Consider the following 16738-nt stretch of genomic DNA (forward strand, 5'->3'; position numbering starts at 1 on the left):
CTATGTCAAAATTATAGCCTTATTAATTATATTTTTTAACGTGGCCTAATCTCAACCACTTAGCACGTTCTGCCGCAAGCCCTATCACAAAATCAGTACCCATCAGCGTGCTAGTTGTGGCATTATACGCCACTTTGAAAAACTCAACGATTTCGCAGTCCCATAGGCAAACCAATGATAATCCATATTTTTGAAAATATTCCTCATCATTATCATAATTTTATGGGTTTTTTCAAAGCTTACTGTAGTGTAAAGAATGACCATAAGGTATTCATTGAAAGCAGTAAAAATGAAACAAGCGATCGCGAAAATGCTGAACAATTGGCTGTGTGTGGATTCAACACGGAATTCTATTGCAACTCTGAGCAACTCATTAAACTAATGCAGCGAGAAAATGCAAAATCAGAGTTTATATTTCATAGCCTACACAACCGAACACTGTGCTTACATTTAAACTTCACCAAGCTACTTAAACGTTGTAGCTGGGTTAGTTGGGGAGCTGATACTTATCAATATTTGGGTAAAAGCCGCACCTTTAGAGAAGTGATAGCTAAAAGCGCCCATGTACTCGCTTGCCGACGAATGCATTTTGTTAAATCACTAAATCCCGGTGATGGAAAGCTAATACAACATACTTTTGGCCGCAAGAAAGTTGAAACTTTACCTTACCCCTTGGTAGAAGTCAGCCCACCAGAGACTCTTCCCGTTCAAACTGACGGTCCATTGAGCATTATGTTAGGGAACTCTGCGGCAAAAAGTAATAACCATTCAGAGTTATTAGCCAGTGTTGCTCACTTAAGCAATGAGGATATCGAACTAATCATGCCGCTTAACTACGCAGGCACAGACGAATACATAGAAACGGTGATAGAGCAAGGGAAAGCGATTTTCGGCCATAAATTCATACCGATACAATCAATGTTATCAAAAGCCGAATATGACAAACTATTAGCCCGTATTGATATCACTGTGTTCGCTCACGACCGTCAACAAGGTTTGTATGTTGCCTATTATATGATGCTGCATGGTAAACAATTATTCCTTAAGTCTTCAACGAGTACTTATGAGAACTTCAAAAGCTATCATTTTACTATTGGCTCTATTGATGATCTTAGTCAGCAAAGCGTAGAGCAGCTGCGGCAAGTTAGTCCAAAAACTCAGTTAAAAAACCAGCAAATACTGCTTGATAACTTTACTGAAGCTGCCTTAGCACCTAAGTGGAGCAACTTCTTCGACAAATTGACACAAAGTCGCCTGTAATCTGCTTTATAGGTGGTATAATCAGCGCACTTTATTCAGCTATTTAAGTATATGGATAACAAAATGAAAACAATCCTTATCACTGGCGGTGCAGGCTTTATCGGCAGTGCACTTGTACGTTACTTGGTTAACGAAGCCAATAATAAGGTCGTTAATGTTGATAAGTTAACCTATGCAGGAAACTTAAGCTCATTACAAAGTATCGAAAATAAAGAAAACTACACTTTTATCCAAGCTGATATCTGTGATATGTCTGCTATGGAGTCGGCGTTCAAAGAACATCAACCTGACATCGTGATGCATTTAGCAGCGGAGTCACACGTAGATCGTTCTATTGATGGGCCGTCAGAATTTATTCAAACCAATATTGTCGGAACCTACACTTTACTCGAAGTGGCTAGGCAGTATTGGCTAACAAGTAGCGAAGAACAAAAAAATAATTTTCGTTTCCACCACATTTCGACAGATGAAGTCTATGGCGACTTAGGTAACACCGACGATCTATTTACTGAGTCGACATCATACGACCCTAGCTCGCCTTATTCTGCGTCTAAAGCAAGTTCTGACCATTTGGTTAGAGCATGGCAGCGTACCTATGGCTTACCGGTTATTATAACCAACTGTTCAAATAACTATGGTCCATTTCATTTTCCCGAAAAACTGATTCCTTTAATCATCATAAACGCATTAGCAGGTAAACCTCTCCCCATCTACGGTAATGGCCAGCAAATCCGTGACTGGCTGTATGTGGAAGATCACGCAAGAGCGCTATATAAAGTAGTCAGTGAAGGCAAGGTAGCAGAAACCTACAATATTGGCGGGTTCAATGAGAAAACCAATTTAGAAGTAGTTCAGTGTATTTGTTCAATACTGGACGAACTCATTACTGACAAGCCGTTATCTGTTGTGAATGGCGCTACTGGTAATTTTTCTGATTTAATAACCTATGTAGCAGACCGACCAGGTCATGATGTTAGATACGCGATTGATGCTTCAAAAATTGCCAATGATTTGAATTGGCAGCCGAAAGAGACATTTGAATCAGGAATTCGAAAAACTGTACAATGGTATTTAGACAATGAAGCTTGGTATACAGCTATTCTGGATGGCTCATATCAAGGGGAACGCTTGGGTCTAAATTAAGCTATCAACTCCGATGTCGTATATACTTAGCTACAGTTGCACTAAGTAGCTTGCCTAGTGTATCCGATGAGTTTACAGCAATATTTTTATAAAACTAGCAATAATACTAACAGGTTAAATAACGTGACTGAAAAGCGTAAAGGCATCATTCTCGCCGGTGGTTCAGGTACTAGACTATATCCAATAACGAGAGCAATAAGTAAACAACTAGTACCTGTTTATGATAAGCCTATGATTTATTATCCGCTTTCTACTTTAATGCTTGCAGGTATCGATGAAATTCTGATTATCACTACGGCTAAAGATCAACCTCAATTTATCGACTTGCTCGGCAATGGTAATCAATGGGGAATCGACATACAGTTTGCCATTCAAGCCGAACCTAACGGGTTAGCGGAAGCATTAACTATTGGAGAGGATTTCCTACAGGAATCTCCTTGCGCCCTTATACTAGGAGATAACATTTTCTATGCTAGGGACTTCTCCAATGTGTTAAAGAGTGCCAATGATAGGTTAGAAGGAGCAACTGTATTTGGTTATCATGTCGCCGATCCAGAGCGATATGGAATCGTAGAGTTTGACACTCATCTAAAAGTTATTTCAGTAGAAGAGAAACCACTAAAACCTAAATCTAACTATGCTCTCACTGGACTATACTTTTTTGATAAGCATGCTGTTGAATATGCTAAAAAACTGACACCTTCTGAGCGCGGTGAACTAGAAATAACTGACTTAAATAGAGTTTACCTAAATAACAATCAACTTTTCCTGGAAATGATGGGGCGTGGTACAGCTTGGCTTGATACTGGCACTCACGATAGTTTAGCCGAGGCAACCCAGTTAATAGCTACAATTGAAAGAAGCCAAGGCTTGAAAGTGGCCTGCCCTGAAGAAGTTGCTTATCGCAGGGGCTTTATTAACAAGCAACAATTAATCAAACTAGCCAATGAACAACTAAAAAGCGGCTACGGAAAATACCTTTTACAGGTTATTGATGACCCTTTCTATCAACCTGTGAACTAGCCAATGAACATAGCTAAAACGGCAGCTAAGGGAGTTTCTTGGACTGCCGGTTCAACTTTATTTAGAGCGGTCCTTCAGGTTGCCCAACTTCTTATCGTCGCACGTTACTTAACGCCAACTGAACTAGGTGTTTTAGCTATCGTAAACTTGGTTGTTGGTTTTGCACAAATTTTTGGAGATGCGGGCCTATCTAATGCGATTATTTATTTTAAAAATCTAAGTAAAACACAACTTAATTCGCTCTATCTGATAAATATCGGGTTTGGTTTATCGCTCACTTTAGTTGTGTTGTTGCTATCAATACCGATCAGCATTTTTTTTGAAATGCCTGACTTAGTTCAGCTTCTCATTGCCTTATCTCCCGTGTTTTTTATAAGAAGCTTGTTTCAGCAACCAATGGCATTATTACAACAGAATTTTAAATTTAATTTATTGGCTAAAGCTGAAACAATTGCCGCACTTATTGGCTTTTTATCACTCATCTTATGTCTAAACTACGATATGCGAATGTCAGCAATTGTCATTAGCCAACTGATTGCAGCCAGCGTTTTAGGGCTACTAATTATATCATTGAGCAAAACTAGGTTACCAAATTTTTCGACTTTAGACTGGAAGTCGATTAAAGAACCTATCAAATATGGCTTTTATCAAGCAAGTGAAGCATGTATCAACTTTATGAGTGCCCAGTTTGATCAGCTTTTAATAGGGAAACTTATGGGAGCCGAGTCTTTAGGAGTATATTCTTACATCAAAGCTTTGGTATTTAGACCTGCAATGCAACTCATTAATCCTGTGGTACATAAGGTAACATTCCCATTAATGTCTCATTATAAGGATCAACATGCTATTGCGGATATATACTGGCAAATTCTTAGAGTTTTAAGTCTATTGAATTTGCCACTTTATCTGGCTTTTATGCTATACCCAGGAACCATATTAGGAGTAGTGTTTGGAGCAGAATGGGCGGAGTATGCCGAATTGTTACGCTGGCTTGCTGTGTACATGCTATTTATCTCATTGATTAACCCTGTAGGGGCAATGCTTAGGGCTACAGGAGAGGTAAAACGGGCATTTTGGTGGAATATTGTAGTCACCATTACACGTCCTGCGGTCGTAATCGTTAGCTTTCCGTTTGGTTTAGAATGGATTGTCAAAGCGTTGGTAGCTCAACAAGTCATTCTATTTTTTGCCCACTGGCTCGTCCTTGTTAAGCCAGTTGGGAAGTTATCACTTAGAAGGTTCTTAAGTGCTTTCAAGCAATCTATTGTACTTTGTACCCTTTCACTCATATTTGTGTCGATTTGCCACTTATTGTTACCCAATGTCACGGATATCACAGAAATAGTTCTGCTTGTTATCACGTACACACTGATGTTGGTCCCCATTGTTAAAAAGACAGTTCAAGAGATAAGGAATAGATAATTATGCCAGGACTAACAGGTTTTATCGGTGAGCATATAACTTCTTTTGGTGCCAACTCTTTCACTTTACTGTCTAATAAAGCAGTTAAAGAGTTTCAAGACGAAAAATTACAATTACAAATCAGCGCCATCAAAACAGACATCGGCTATCAATATCTAGAAACTGAACAATACCTAATTACACTTATAGGCGATTTGTTTTCGTTCAATAACCAAGACAGCGATAATCCGCTACAAGTACTTTTAGAAGCATACAAAAATGGTCAACTAGCTGAAAGTTTAGCACAGGCAAATGGCTATTTCTCTATTCTTATTTATGACAAGGTAAAACAGTCATTATCACTTGCATGCGACCGCTATGGCATAAAGCCACTTTACATTGCAGAACATGACAGCCAATTTCAAGGCTTTTCTTCGGAGATAAAGTCTTTAATATTAAACAATAAAATCGCACTTACTATTGATGCACAAGCAGTAGAAATATTCTGCCAATTAGGCCATATGCTTAATCAACAGACTTGGTTTGAAGGTATTAAGCGCATTCCGCCTGCCACTCTTTGCGAAGTAGACCTGAACACTGGAAAAATAATCAAGTCACAATATTGGAGTTGGGCAGCCATCAGTATCGACCATGAGATTAGTTTTGAAGAAGCAACTGATAAACTATATCTTCACTTCGATAATGCTATGCGCAGGTGCTTAAGCTACATAAAACAACCAAACTTAGCTGTGACATTAAGTGGAGGCTTAGACTCCAGAGTTATCCTAGCTGCAGCAAAAAAGCATTTTAGCGGACAAATTACAACATTTACTTTTGGTAATCCTGACTGCGACGACGCTATCATTGCCAAAACAGTAGCCAAAGTAGCAAAAGTAGAGAATACACTGAGAACCATCAGTCATGAAAACTGGTTCGAAGGAAGAGAGTCTGGTATCTGGCAAACCGATGGCATGTTCAATGTACTTCATATGCATGCCTTAGGATCGGTAAAAGAAATCACCCTAGATAGTAATTATTTGTTAAATGGGTATCTAGGAGACGCAGTTTTAGGCGGCAGTTACTTACTCAATAATCATTTAGACCAAGGTATCTCCGAGCCCATTATAACAGAGCGCTACCCTGCCCTTGGGTCTTTAATTGACATCAACCCAAACTATTTTGGCAAATGTAAACATGATCCTGCACTAATCTATAACCGTGGGGTTCGCTTTATAGCGACTGGAACAGATCTATTAAGCAGCCAATTACATAACTTAAAGCCTTTTATGGATACTGACTTACTCGATTTTTGCTATTCATTACCCGACTCATTCAGAGCCAATAGCTGTATTTACAATGCAATGTTGTTAAAGTACTACCCTGAGTACTTTGAGAGTATTCCTTGGCAGCAAACAGGAAAACCAATCTCTATTGAACGCCAAAACGATAGCAGTATGCATGAGGTACCGTTGAAGAGAAAACTAATCAACCTCATTAAGTCAAGCCCATTGTCTGGACTCGCTTACAGCATATTTAGAAAGATCAACTATAAGAAAAACTACACAGCTTATACGGATTGGATGCAAAAGCCTGAGTTTAAAAATAAAATAGATAAACTCTTGCTGCAACAGAACTCACCAATCCATAAGTATGTACCTGAGGGGCTGATCAGATCCCAATTGGCTAATTTTTATAAAAATAAACCCAATAATGCAGAAAACATCGGAGCTTTACTAACGTTTTCTATTTATCTAAATCAAATTGAAAAATATAGGAACTTAGATGAAGCCTAAGGTTTATATCATCGGTAGTGGCGGCCATGCAAAAGTTGTAATTGATGCGATAGAATCAACTGAGCAATACCTTATTGCAGGCCTAATTGATGACTTTAAAAGTCAACATGATATGAGCTTAAATTATCCTATAGTCGGTAAAGTGAATGATATTCCCTCACTAGTTATTCAACAACAACCACTTAACCTGTTTCTTGCAATCGGTGACAATTATAGCCGTTATAACATATTAGAAAAATTGAAGAAGTTTAGTATAAATATTAATTTTATATCTATCGTTCATCGCAATGCTACTGTAAGTAAACATGCTCATATTGCTAGTGGCAGTATTATAATGGCAAATGCCTGTATCGGTCCCTCTGCTGTCATTAAGGAGCACGTTGTAGTAAACCATGGCTCAAGCATTGACCACGACTGTATAATTGACAACTTCGCGAGTACATCACCGGGCGCGACACTCTGTGGCTCAGTACGTGTAAAGCAATTCTCTGTTGTTGGTGCAGGAGCTGTAATAATCGAGAAGGTAACAATAGGGGAAAACTGTTTGATAGGGGCTGGAAGTACCGTCATTAGCAATATCGAGAGCAATCAATTAGCTGTAGGCACACCGGCAAAAGCCATATCTAAACGGGTATTAGGTAGCAAATATTTAAAGTGACCGAATTCTACGATCGATTATTTTTCATTTCGCTCAACATCTGTTGCAATTGCACTTGCCAATGCTGCTGAGTCAATAAAAGCTGAGTACTTCCTTTGGTGTGCCCTAGAGTCGAGTTTTTAGGTCTACGAGCTTTAAAAGGACTGCTTGCAGAGTCTATCGGTCTAATCTCAACCCGCCCATGAATCAAGCCTAGAAATAAAGCTTGTTGCTGAATAACCAAAGCAAATTCATACCAACTGGTCACTCCTAAATCAGTCCAATGAATAATCTGTGAGCTGCAATGCTCTGAGGTTGATAGTTTTGAAATAGTTTTGATATACGTCCATATAAATTCAGCCAAACCTCGAGCCCAAGTTGGGCTACCAAATTGATCATCAACTACAGTAAGTGACTGACACTTTTGCATTCGACTAAGCATCGTATTAACAAAGTTGTTGCCAAACTCAGAATACAGCCAAGAAGTTCTAATAATGAGCACATTTTTAGACATCCGTTCAATAACTCTGTGCTCACCAGCTAATTTAGAGGCTCCATATACATTGACAGGCTTAGGTTCATCACTCGGATAATATGGCTTACCCTTTTCTCCTGAAAATACATAGTCAGTAGATATATGTATTAAGAATAAATTCTGTTCTGCGCATACGTATGCAAGATTGCTCGCCCCTCTCTCATTAACTGTGTATGCTAACTCAGCTTGCTTTTCTGCATTCTCAACCGAAGTATAAGCAGCACAATTGATAATAATATCTGGTTGGTGATGTTTTATCTGTGTTCTCACTTGCTTCACATCTGTAACATCAAGTTTATTAGAATCAAGAAATATACTTTCAACATCACCAATTAGCGTATAGGCTAACTCTCGGGCCAACATTCCGCACTTACCAGTTACCATTACTTTTATCATAGAAATAACTTTTTAGCGTCAGCGAAAGACTGAGCGTTGCTATCTCTAACAGAGAGAATAGGCTCATGATCATCAGAAAACGGCCATTTTATTGCTATTTCAGGGTCTTTCCAACTAATAGACACTTCTGAACTTGGATCGTATTTGTCTGTACATTTATACACAACCTCGGCTAAAGACGACATGACATAGAAGCCATGAGCAAAACCAGGTGGGACCCATAGTTGCAGTTTATTAACCTCAGATAGAATATGGCCTACCCATTGCCCATATGTGGGAGAACCATCACGAATATCTACTGCAACATCAAATACTTGACCCCGAACAACTCTAATCAACTTTCCTTGAGTATGCTGAGTCTGATAGTGCAATCCGCGCAAGACATTTTGCGATGACAAACTTTGATTTTCTCTAATAAAGATATAATTCCCACATTGTTGACGAAACTCACTTTCATCGAAAACCTCCATAAAGTACCCACGCTCATCGCTATGAACAATGGGTTCAATGAGTTTTACATCCTCAATTTCTGTACTGATAAAGTTCATAAATTAATAACTGGCTGATAGACTAAATATCTGTTGTTTATAATGAGCACGAATAATAAACATCGGTGATCTCTTGCGCCACCGAGTTAATACTAAACTTTTTCGCAAACCGTTTATATGCTAAGCCTCCAAATGTAATACACTGCCCTGGCTGCTGAATTATTTCAGTCAATTGACTGGACAATGCATCAGCATTATTGGATTCAACAACCCAGCCTGTACTTTTATCCTCGACCACCCAGCTCATACCAGAACCGTGAACATCAGTTACTAGCGCAGGTTTGGATTGCCTAGCTGCTTCTAAGATAACTAAACCAAAAGCTTCAGTTCTTTCTATTGAGGGTAAACAAATTAGATCACACCAGTCATAGAGTGGATTAATCTCTTCACTAGAAACCTGACCTAGCATGGTAACATTATCCAACTCCAGACTTTTTAACATATCGCTTAATTGCTGTTCGAGCTCACCAATACCAACAACTTTTACTTCGACTTTTTTGCGCAACTCGACTGGTAATTCAGACAGTGCCGAAAACAATACACTATGCCCTTTGTAATAAGACAATCGGCCGACCACAAGCACCTTAATAATTGGGCTAGCAGCTCTACATACCACTGATGAATTGTTCTCAGCAGGCGATACAGCATGTAAACCTAAAGGAACCACGCATAGCTTGTCTGAATATGACAACAAAGGAGAACTTGAATCTCTATAGTGGGGGGAAGTACAAATAACCATTTTTGCCCGCTTTAATATCGCTCTTTCAAAAACACGATAAAACGGATAAAACAACTTTATAAACCACTTAGGCCTATCTCCAACTACATCAGCGTGCCAATGTACAATCCAAGGGACTTTTCTGGCTTTATGGCTGAGAAGCAACCAAAAAGCAGATAAGTTAGGCATATGGATATGCAATATATCGGGAGTTTGTTCATCCATTGCGCTATGAAGATCAGACAAGAACCAAGGGCTTATCGGTGCGAACATCAGCAGACCTAGGCGTGCTGAACGATAAATTGTTACTCCATCTATCTCCTCGACAGAGCGAATAAGCTCAGTATTATGCACTAAGGCCGACTGTTTGGTGCCCAATTGTTGACAAGCAGGTAATAGCTCGGCCATAAAGTTCTCTATCCCACCAAAAAATGGCGGATAGAACTTACCAATATGTAAAATAGATTTCATAATTACTGACGAATTAGCCTTAACAATTCATTGGTTTTTGCTTTCAATAGTTGTCGATCACCGCGCGATTCAATATTTAGTCTCAACAAAGGTTCAGTGTTCGACTTTCGCAGATTAAAACGCCAAATATCAAACTCTAAGCTTATGCCATCGGTTCCATCTAACAAACATGCGTCATTGCGGTATCTCGCCAACACGCGCTCAATCGCAACATCTGCATCATCAACTATTGAGTTAATCTCTCCAGGTGAAGGAAATGCTGCAATCCTTTCCTTAACTAACTCAGATAGCGGTTTGCCTTTAACACATAAAAGCTCGGCAATCAGTAGCCAAGGAATCATCCCACTATCGCAGTATGCAAAATCCCTAAAATAATGATGAGCGCTCATCTCACCACCATATATAGCATCTTCCTTTCGCATGCGTTCTTTAATGAAAGCATGTCCCGTTTTTGACATTACCGCTGTACCGCCATTGGCTTCAACCATATCTATGGTATTCCAAGTCAATCTTGGATCATGAATAATTTTCTCAGATGGTCTTTTCTGTAAAAAGGCTTCAGCCAACAAACCCACAATGTAATAACCTTCAATAAATTCGCCCGATTCATCAAACAAAAAACACCGATCAAAATCTCCATCCCAGGCAATACCAAAATCTGCTCTATATTCAATCACTGCTTTGGATGTATCTGCTCGACATTCAGGCAGTAATGGATTTGGGATGCCATTTGGAAAATCACCATCGGCATCGTGATGTACTTTAATGAACTCGATAGGCACATTGAATCTGCTAAACGCTGATTCAAGCTCATCGACGACATGGCCAGCTGCGCCATTACCGGAATTAACCACCAACCTCAAAGGCTTTATTTTCGCATTATCAATATAGGTCAAAAGGTGCTCAACATACGCGCTCAAGTTGGAATACTGCTCATAGCTACCTTTTGGTAAGTCACTTCTAAAATCATTTAGCTCGGCTAAGTGCTTAATTTCAAAAAGTCCTGTATCACCACTAACGGGCTTTGCATGCTCTCTGACTAATTTCATACCATTGTAGTCGATAGGATTGTGGCTCGCGGTCACTTCCACACCTCCTGCTAACTGCAAATGATGAGTAGCAAAATAGATCTCCTCAGTGCCCGTCATACCTATATCAATTACATTAACGCTTGAGTCCATCAAACCATCAGCTAATGCCAGCTTTAACTCTTCAGAGCTATGGCGGATATCTCCACCAACAACAACGGTTTTGGAACATGGCGCTCCCCCTTCTTTTACCAACAATTCGCCGAAGGCACGGCCAATTCTATAAGCAATATCTTTATCTAATTCAGAGCCCAATTGACCACGAATATCGTAAGCTTTAAAACAAGAAAGGGTATCTGACATGTATATTCTCTTTTTAATCAATTCGATTGAACTATGTATTGATGGGTTCGAGGTATGTAGGAGGCATGAAGATATATAGTATTAACAGAACGCAACGCTAAACCAACAATAAACTCATTGGTATCAGCACATACATATGGGCCCAATAGCTCCCAATACGGCCCCCAACGCTGCAGTTCTTCATTTGCAATACCTGTTGTCAGAATAGGGTAGCTATCCTCCATGGTGGCCAAGTAGGCAATTGCCAGTTCGTCAAATTGTTCGGAAATAAGACTTAAGTCGGCACCGACGTTATACTCTTGGAACAAAATCGGCGCAGAAGTCTCTAAAAAGTATTTAAGCTTATCTGCTAACATCTTTTCTCATTTAATAAATTCAGTTTAACGATAACCCCCCTCTACGGTATCGATAAATTCAGAGAGAAGATTAATAGGTAGCGCATTAATACCTGCAGCTGCTGCTCGCCCCCCGCCAGTAGCGAAAGAAGCACAAATATCGCCCGCACCTTGCTTATTGTTTAATGGTGCACGCAAAGAAACCGTATAAGTGTCACCGTCTAAATTTTTGGTAAGTACAGCGTGAGCTTTATTGGGTGACTCATTAGCAAGCATATTGCCAAATACACCACTAACCCTTCTTGCCCAAGCACTATTTGGTAACTCGGTAACCATAAGAATATCAGAGTTATGCTGTGGTTTCTCCGATCTTGCTCTCGTGATGTCATCACTGTAGGCACTTTTAAGTACATTAAACGGTGAACTGTCATCATCAATCACATCGAACGGTGAATCATATGTCATCAACAGCCGAAATAATTCTGCTGGATCATAATGTAAATCTGCAACCGATGCACCATAGCCATTGTAGTTAATCAATACACCTAACTCTTGCAATAACTTAGCCTGTACCTCAGATAATCCGCGCTCTTTCGCTAGTTGAAAAGCACGGGAATTTAAATTGTCGCCAAAAGCGGCCGCTATCGCCCATAAATGATATTCTCCCGACAAAATGTTATCTATAATCAGCGCCGTGCAAGTATTAGGATGTGGGTCAATATGGGCCTGCAACAATGAGGATGCCGGGATGTCTCCACTTCGATGGTGGTCTGCATAAAACACAGGGATCTCTTTCTCAAGTAACTCTGTTAATGCTAAGACATTCTTTTCCATAGAAATATCAAGTACGTTGACATGGCTTGCTTGATCAAGTGATACTTTTTTTAACAACGAGATATCCCGCTTGACCCCAGTTATCAGCTTAGAGTCTTGTGGGTTAGCTTTCCTTAGCTGTAACAGCGATAAAATGCCATCAGCGTCGCCATTAAATACATCAAAAATCATGCTACTTCCTTTTTTGTACGCGAATCATGCCGGCTCAATTTTAGTTTGACTACGCGATATAGTGTTTAGACAACAGCAAATCCACCACTTGATCTGCACATGCTTCGATTGACTGATCATCAGTTCTAACATGAATGTCCGCATTTTGCGGAGCTTCATAGGCAGAATCAATACCGGTAAAGTGCTTTATTTCACCTGCACGTGCTTTCTTATACAAGCCTTTCGGATCTCGGCTTTCGCACACTTCAATAGGAGTATCAATAAAAACTTCAATAAACTGACTGACCTCAAGTAGCTCTCTCACCATTTCTCTATCAGCTCTAAATGGTGAGATAAAGGCAGTTGAGACAATCAGACCTGCATCGACAAACAGCTTAGCGACTTCGCCAATCCGCCTAATGTTCTCAACTCTATCTTTATCACTAAAGCCCAAGTCACCATTAAGACCATGGCGAACGTTGTCACCATCGAGCACATAGGTATGGCAGCCGCGCTCAAACAACTTGCGATCAACGGCATTCGCAACGGTCGATTTGCCCGATCCACTTAACCCTGTGTACCAAAGAACTGCGGGCTTTTGTTTATTCAGCTCTTGTCTATCAGTCGATGAGACATCTGCTTTGTGCCACATCACATCTGATGATTTGCTCGTTACATCAGCAACCTCTTTGTAAGGCGTATCAGCCATAACAATCCTTATAATGCTTTAAAATGGAAATAGAATCGGTACGCCAATAATCACAATGAGCGCATAAACCAAGCTCACTGGAGCACCGACTTTAATAAAATCAATCAATCGATATTGACCAGCGTTAAACACCATCAAATTAGTTTGATACCCGTAAGGGCTAATAAAACTACCGCTCGCCGCAAAAGCTACGGTCATAACAAACGGCATCACATCAACCCCAAAACCAAGTGCAATACTGTATGCTATAGGAAACATCAACGCCGCCGCTGCATTGTTAGTGACTAGCTCGGTCAAAATCCAAGTCAATAGGTACACCAAGATCAATGCCATATACACATGACCTAAGTCGGTAAACCCTGCAACCCACTGTGCAATGGCAACATCCACTCCAGCATTAACCAACGCCTGCGACATCAATATCGCAGAGGTGACTACCACCCAGATATCGACAGGGAAACGTCGAATCACTTCATTGGTATTTAAGCTGCCACTAAAAATTAGCGCACCAAACAAAGCCAAAAGCCCAAGTAACATATCAATGAGCCCAAGTGCACTTAAGGCAATAACGCCAATGAAGCCGGCTGTCGCCAACCACGCTTTCGGGCCGCTAATGCGGGTTTCTGGCGCGACACCACTGAGTAAGATGAAATTCTTAGTTAAGTTGCGCCGAGTACTAAAGTCATCACCTACAGCCAGCACTAAAAAGTCGCCCGCTTTGATCACCACTTCACCCAGCTTACCTGAAACTTGCGCGCCATCTCGGCTAATAGCCACAACAGCGGCATCAAACAGCGCTCGAAACCCCGAGGTTTTCAGAGTTCGACCCACCAACACACTCTCTTCTTTAACGACAACTTCATTGAGGTTAGTGCCGAGCAGTCCATTTTTGTCCGCAAATAACTCTAACCCTGAGAACTGCGAAATCTGCATAACCTTGGTAATATCGCCACTAAATACGAGTCTATCAGCTTCTTGTAAAATCTCGCTTGGGCTTACTGGCGTGATTAAGCGACCTTCTCGTACCACTTCGACTAAAAACAATGACTCAAGATGACGCAAGCCGTTTGATTCAACGGATCTGCCAATCAGCTCCGAACCTGCTTTAACTTTAGCGTCAATAAAATACCCTTTGTAATCCAGCTCATTGGTTGTAACGTTGGGTAACCAACGACTAGTCAGGGCTAAAGTTAACCCGCAACCAACCACTAAAAAACAGCCCAATATCGTAAATGAGAAAAAGGCAAGTCCATCACCTGTGGCATCAATAAAGAGACTGTTTACGATCAGATTAGTCGAGGTACCGATCAGGGTTAACGTACCACCTAATATGGCTGCATAAGAGAGCGGTAACAGTAGTTTGCTAGCACCGTGGTGCGGATTATTGCGTATTGGAGATATTAGCGTGGCCACGACAGCCGTATTGTTAAGAAAAGCTGAGCATATTGCCGTAATACCAAATAAACGCAGCCACGTAGAATGGTAGGATTTAACAATAACCTTTGCAGCAATCACTCGTAACAAGCGGGTTTTTTCCAGCGCAAAGGAGCACAATATAAGTAGGATCAAGGTAACTAAACCAGGATTGACCATACTACTCAACAGTTGTTGCTGTGTCACCAAGCCCAATACCGATAATGCCAACAAAGCACAGCCGAGCACCGCTGCGGGTTTTCGCTGAAAGCGTATTAACCCTATAATCGTTAATATAAATATCGCAACAGTAGAGATAGTCTCAATAGACATCGCACCAACCAACAGAACAAAAGTTCATGACTTACAAGTTACTAAAGTAACAAAATAAAAGCCGCTTACAATAGATCCTCAGATTACTATAAGCGACTTTGTTTTTCATAGTGTTTAATAACACTACATAGTGACTTTCTAGACTCAGCAATCGTTATGTTCTAGAAATATCTTTAGCTCCCCAATGTGGGAAGTGCTTACGCACAAGAGCGTTCATTTCAAGTTCAAACTCTGAATACTCATGCTGAGGTTTAGTCGTACCATCAATGGCACCGCGTATCATGCCGGCACCGACTGTCACATTAGTTAGGCGATCGATAATGATAAATGCGCCGGTGGCACGGTTCTCACCATAAGCGTCAAATTGAATAGGTGCCGTTACCGTAAAGTGGCAGTTGCCCATTTCATTCAGTGCTAATTGTTGCGCATCATGCTTTTCAAGCGTATTAACATCAACTTTGTGATTGATGGCATCAGCATAACCATATACGGCCTTACTACCAACTTTAATTGCGTACTCTCGGTCTAACTGCAGCGGCTCCTCGGCCATCCATACCACATCAGCTTCTAGGTGGCTCGACGACGCGGGTTGATCATGTGGTCTCACCAACATATCACCGCGGCTGACATCAATCTCGTCTGCTAATGTCAATGTTACAGCCATGCCGACAGAGGCTTTTTCAAGCTCACCGTCAAAAGTGACAATTGACTTGATCTTACTTTCTTTACCAGAAGGCAAAGAAACGACGGTGTCACCGACCCTAATATCTCCGGAGGCAATGGTTCCACAGAAGCCACGGAAATCAAGATTCGGACGATTAACGTACTGCACTTGGAAACGGAAAGACGCGCTAGTATCTTGAGCAACTGAAACAGTATTGAGCAATTTAAGCAAAGTGCTGCCTGGATACCATTTCATGTTTTCGCTTTCATTAACGACATTGTCGCCTTTTAGCGCTGAAATAGGCACAAAACGCACGTCTTCAAATGCCAATGACTCGGCAAACTCACGGTAATCTTGCTTGATTTTTTGATAAACAGATTGATCGTAGTCAACCGCATCCATCTTATTGATCGCTATCACAACGTGTTTAATACCAAGTTGCGAGCAGATGAAACTATGACGTCGAGTCTGAACCTGTACACCATGGCGAGCATCAATCAGGATAATAGCCAAATCTGAAGTTGAAGCACCGGTGGCCATATTGCGAGTATATTGCTCGTGACCAGGGGTATCAGCGATGATAAATTTGCGCTGTTCAGTTGCAAAATAACGATAAGCAACATCGATGGTGATTCCCTGCTCTCGCTCAGACTGCAGACCATCAACCAACAAAGCTAAATCAAAAGCCTCATCCGTGGTATTAAATCGTTTTGAATCTTTCTCTATCGCAGCCATCTGATCTTCAAAAATCATTTTGCTGTCATATAACAAGCGGCCGATCAAGGTAGACTTACCATCATCGACACTGCCACAAGTAAGAACCCGCAGCATATCCTTATTTTCATGTACTTTTAAATAAGCTTCAATGTCAGATGCTATTAAATTGGCACTCGCGCTCATGTTTATCCCTCTAACTCGCTGCACTCAATTAGTGCCAGCAAGCTTGTACTATTATTTAGAATGAAATGATTTGGTTTTGAGAAA

15 protein-coding genes are annotated in these 16738 nt (G+C 40.6%); 6 read left to right on the top strand and 9 right to left on the bottom strand.

All coding sequences use genetic code 11. From position 1 onward, the window contains the following. Positions 1–174: 174 nt before the first annotated feature. The 6 genes from FLM48_RS13785 to FLM48_RS13810 all read left to right on the top strand — a co-directional run bounded on the left by FLM48_RS13785 (position 175) and on the right by FLM48_RS13810 (position 7278). Positions 175–1260 carry a TDP-N-acetylfucosamine:lipid II N-acetylfucosaminyltransferase gene (locus FLM48_RS13785; protein WP_179025018.1) on the top strand — a complete coding sequence of 362 codons (1086 nt, stop codon included), beginning with the start codon at positions 175–177 and terminating at the stop codon, positions 1258–1260. A 63-nt stretch (positions 1261–1323) separates the two neighbouring features. Continuing rightward, on the top strand, positions 1324–2403 hold the full coding sequence (gene rfbB, locus FLM48_RS13790) for a dTDP-glucose 4,6-dehydratase (protein ID WP_179025019.1): 1080 nt from the start codon (positions 1324–1326) through the stop codon (positions 2401–2403). Positions 2404–2469: 66 nt separating this feature from the next. Then, the gene (gene rfbA / locus FLM48_RS13795; RefSeq protein ID WP_179025020.1) at positions 2470–3426 is read left to right on the top strand and encodes a glucose-1-phosphate thymidylyltransferase RfbA; all 957 of its coding nucleotides are present in this window, start codon (positions 2470–2472) and stop codon (positions 3424–3426) included. 3 nt (positions 3427–3429) lie between these two features. Further along, positions 3430–4848, top strand: coding sequence for an MOP flippase family protein (locus tag FLM48_RS13800; RefSeq protein ID WP_179025021.1), 1419 nt, complete (start codon positions 3430–3432; stop codon positions 4846–4848). Positions 4849–4850: 2 nt separating this feature from the next. Beyond that, on the top strand, positions 4851–6620 hold the full coding sequence (locus tag FLM48_RS13805; protein ID WP_179025022.1) for an asparagine synthase-related protein: 1770 nt from the start codon (positions 4851–4853) through the stop codon (positions 6618–6620). Then, the gene (locus FLM48_RS13810) at positions 6610–7278 is read left to right on the top strand and encodes an acetyltransferase (RefSeq protein ID WP_179025023.1); all 669 of its coding nucleotides are present in this window, start codon (positions 6610–6612) and stop codon (positions 7276–7278) included. Before FLM48_RS13805 ends, FLM48_RS13810 begins: the two co-directional genes overlap by 11 nt. A gap of 7 nt (positions 7279–7285) precedes the next feature. Here FLM48_RS13810 and rfbD read toward each other — a convergent pair whose 3' ends face one another. From rfbD to cysN, 9 genes are all read right to left on the bottom strand, one after another. After that, on the bottom strand, positions 7286–8188 hold the full coding sequence (rfbD, locus tag FLM48_RS13815) for a dTDP-4-dehydrorhamnose reductase (protein ID WP_179025024.1): 903 nt from the start codon (positions 8186–8188) through the stop codon (positions 7286–7288). Continuing rightward, positions 8185–8736 carry a dTDP-4-dehydrorhamnose 3,5-epimerase gene (gene rfbC / locus FLM48_RS13820; protein WP_179025025.1) on the bottom strand — a complete coding sequence of 184 codons (552 nt, stop codon included), beginning with the start codon at positions 8734–8736 and terminating at the stop codon, positions 8185–8187. The genes rfbD and rfbC overlap by 4 nt, the downstream gene beginning before the upstream one ends. A gap of 37 nt (positions 8737–8773) precedes the next feature. After that, entirely contained in the window at positions 8774–9925 is a 1152-nt protein-coding gene (locus FLM48_RS13825; RefSeq protein WP_179025026.1) for a glycosyltransferase, read from the bottom strand. Positions 9926–9927: 2 nt separating this feature from the next. Further along, positions 9928–11316 carry a phosphomannomutase CpsG gene (locus FLM48_RS13830; protein ID WP_179025027.1) on the bottom strand — a complete coding sequence of 463 codons (1389 nt, stop codon included), beginning with the start codon at positions 11314–11316 and terminating at the stop codon, positions 9928–9930. 17 nt (positions 11317–11333) lie between these two features. After that, complete coding sequence (locus tag FLM48_RS13835; protein ID WP_179025028.1) at positions 11334–11672, bottom strand: hypothetical protein; 339 nt, start codon at positions 11670–11672, stop codon at positions 11334–11336. A 24-nt stretch (positions 11673–11696) separates the two neighbouring features. Continuing rightward, entirely contained in the window at positions 11697–12656 is a 960-nt protein-coding gene (locus FLM48_RS13840) for a DHH family phosphoesterase (RefSeq protein WP_179025029.1), read from the bottom strand. A gap of 49 nt (positions 12657–12705) precedes the next feature. Next, positions 12706–13344 (bottom strand): adenylyl-sulfate kinase, encoded by a 639-nt coding sequence (cysC, locus tag FLM48_RS13845; RefSeq protein ID WP_179025030.1) that lies wholly within the window; start codon positions 13342–13344, stop codon positions 12706–12708. 18 nt (positions 13345–13362) lie between these two features. After that, positions 13363–15090, bottom strand: coding sequence for an SLC13 family permease (locus tag FLM48_RS13850; RefSeq protein ID WP_179025031.1), 1728 nt, complete (start codon positions 15088–15090; stop codon positions 13363–13365). A gap of 154 nt (positions 15091–15244) precedes the next feature. Then, the gene (gene cysN / locus FLM48_RS13855) at positions 15245–16654 is read right to left on the bottom strand and encodes a sulfate adenylyltransferase subunit CysN (protein ID WP_179025032.1); all 1410 of its coding nucleotides are present in this window, start codon (positions 16652–16654) and stop codon (positions 15245–15247) included. Positions 16655–16738: the final 84 nt, after the last annotated feature.

It is taken from the genome of Shewanella sp. Scap07 (assembly GCF_013394145.1).
Lineage (GTDB): Bacteria > Pseudomonadota > Gammaproteobacteria > Enterobacterales > Shewanellaceae > Shewanella > Shewanella waksmanii.

What these genes read in the sequence shown, in the direction of transcription:
- rfbB (WP_179025019.1), top strand. Translation starts at nt 1,324, where the DNA reads ATGAAAACAATCCTTATCACTGGCGGTGCAGGCTTTATCGGCAGTGCA.
- FLM48_RS13825 (WP_179025026.1), bottom strand. Translation starts at nt 9,925, where the DNA reads ATGAAATCTATTTTACATATTGGTAAGTTCTATCCGCCATTTTTTGGT.
- FLM48_RS13830 (WP_179025027.1), bottom strand. Translation starts at nt 11,316, where the DNA reads ATGTCAGATACCCTTTCTTGTTTTAAAGCTTACGATATTCGTGGTCAA.
- FLM48_RS13805 (WP_179025022.1), top strand. Translation starts at nt 4,851, where the DNA reads ATGCCAGGACTAACAGGTTTTATCGGTGAGCATATAACTTCTTTTGGT.
- rfbC (WP_179025025.1), bottom strand. Translation starts at nt 8,736, where the DNA reads ATGAACTTTATCAGTACAGAAATTGAGGATGTAAAACTCATTGAACCC.
- rfbA (WP_179025020.1), top strand. Translation starts at nt 2,470, where the DNA reads ATGAGTTTACAGCAATATTTTTATAAAACTAGCAATAATACTAACAGG.
- cysN (WP_179025032.1), bottom strand. Translation starts at nt 16,654, where the DNA reads ATGAGCGCGAGTGCCAATTTAATAGCATCTGACATTGAAGCTTATTTA.
- FLM48_RS13810 (WP_179025023.1), top strand. Translation starts at nt 6,610, where the DNA reads ATGAAGCCTAAGGTTTATATCATCGGTAGTGGCGGCCATGCAAAAGTT.
- FLM48_RS13800 (WP_179025021.1), top strand. Translation starts at nt 3,430, where the DNA reads ATGAACATAGCTAAAACGGCAGCTAAGGGAGTTTCTTGGACTGCCGGT.
- FLM48_RS13840 (WP_179025029.1), bottom strand. Translation starts at nt 12,656, where the DNA reads ATGATTTTTGATGTATTTAATGGCGACGCTGATGGCATTTTATCGCTG.
- FLM48_RS13785 (WP_179025018.1), top strand. Translation starts at nt 175, where the DNA reads ATGATAATCCATATTTTTGAAAATATTCCTCATCATTATCATAATTTT.
- cysC (WP_179025030.1), bottom strand. Translation starts at nt 13,344, where the DNA reads ATGGCTGATACGCCTTACAAAGAGGTTGCTGATGTAACGAGCAAATCA.
- FLM48_RS13835 (WP_179025028.1), bottom strand. Translation starts at nt 11,672, where the DNA reads ATGTTAGCAGATAAGCTTAAATACTTTTTAGAGACTTCTGCGCCGATT.
- rfbD (WP_179025024.1), bottom strand. Translation starts at nt 8,188, where the DNA reads ATGATAAAAGTAATGGTAACTGGTAAGTGCGGAATGTTGGCCCGAGAG.
- FLM48_RS13850 (WP_179025031.1), bottom strand. Translation starts at nt 15,090, where the DNA reads ATGTCTATTGAGACTATCTCTACTGTTGCGATATTTATATTAACGATT.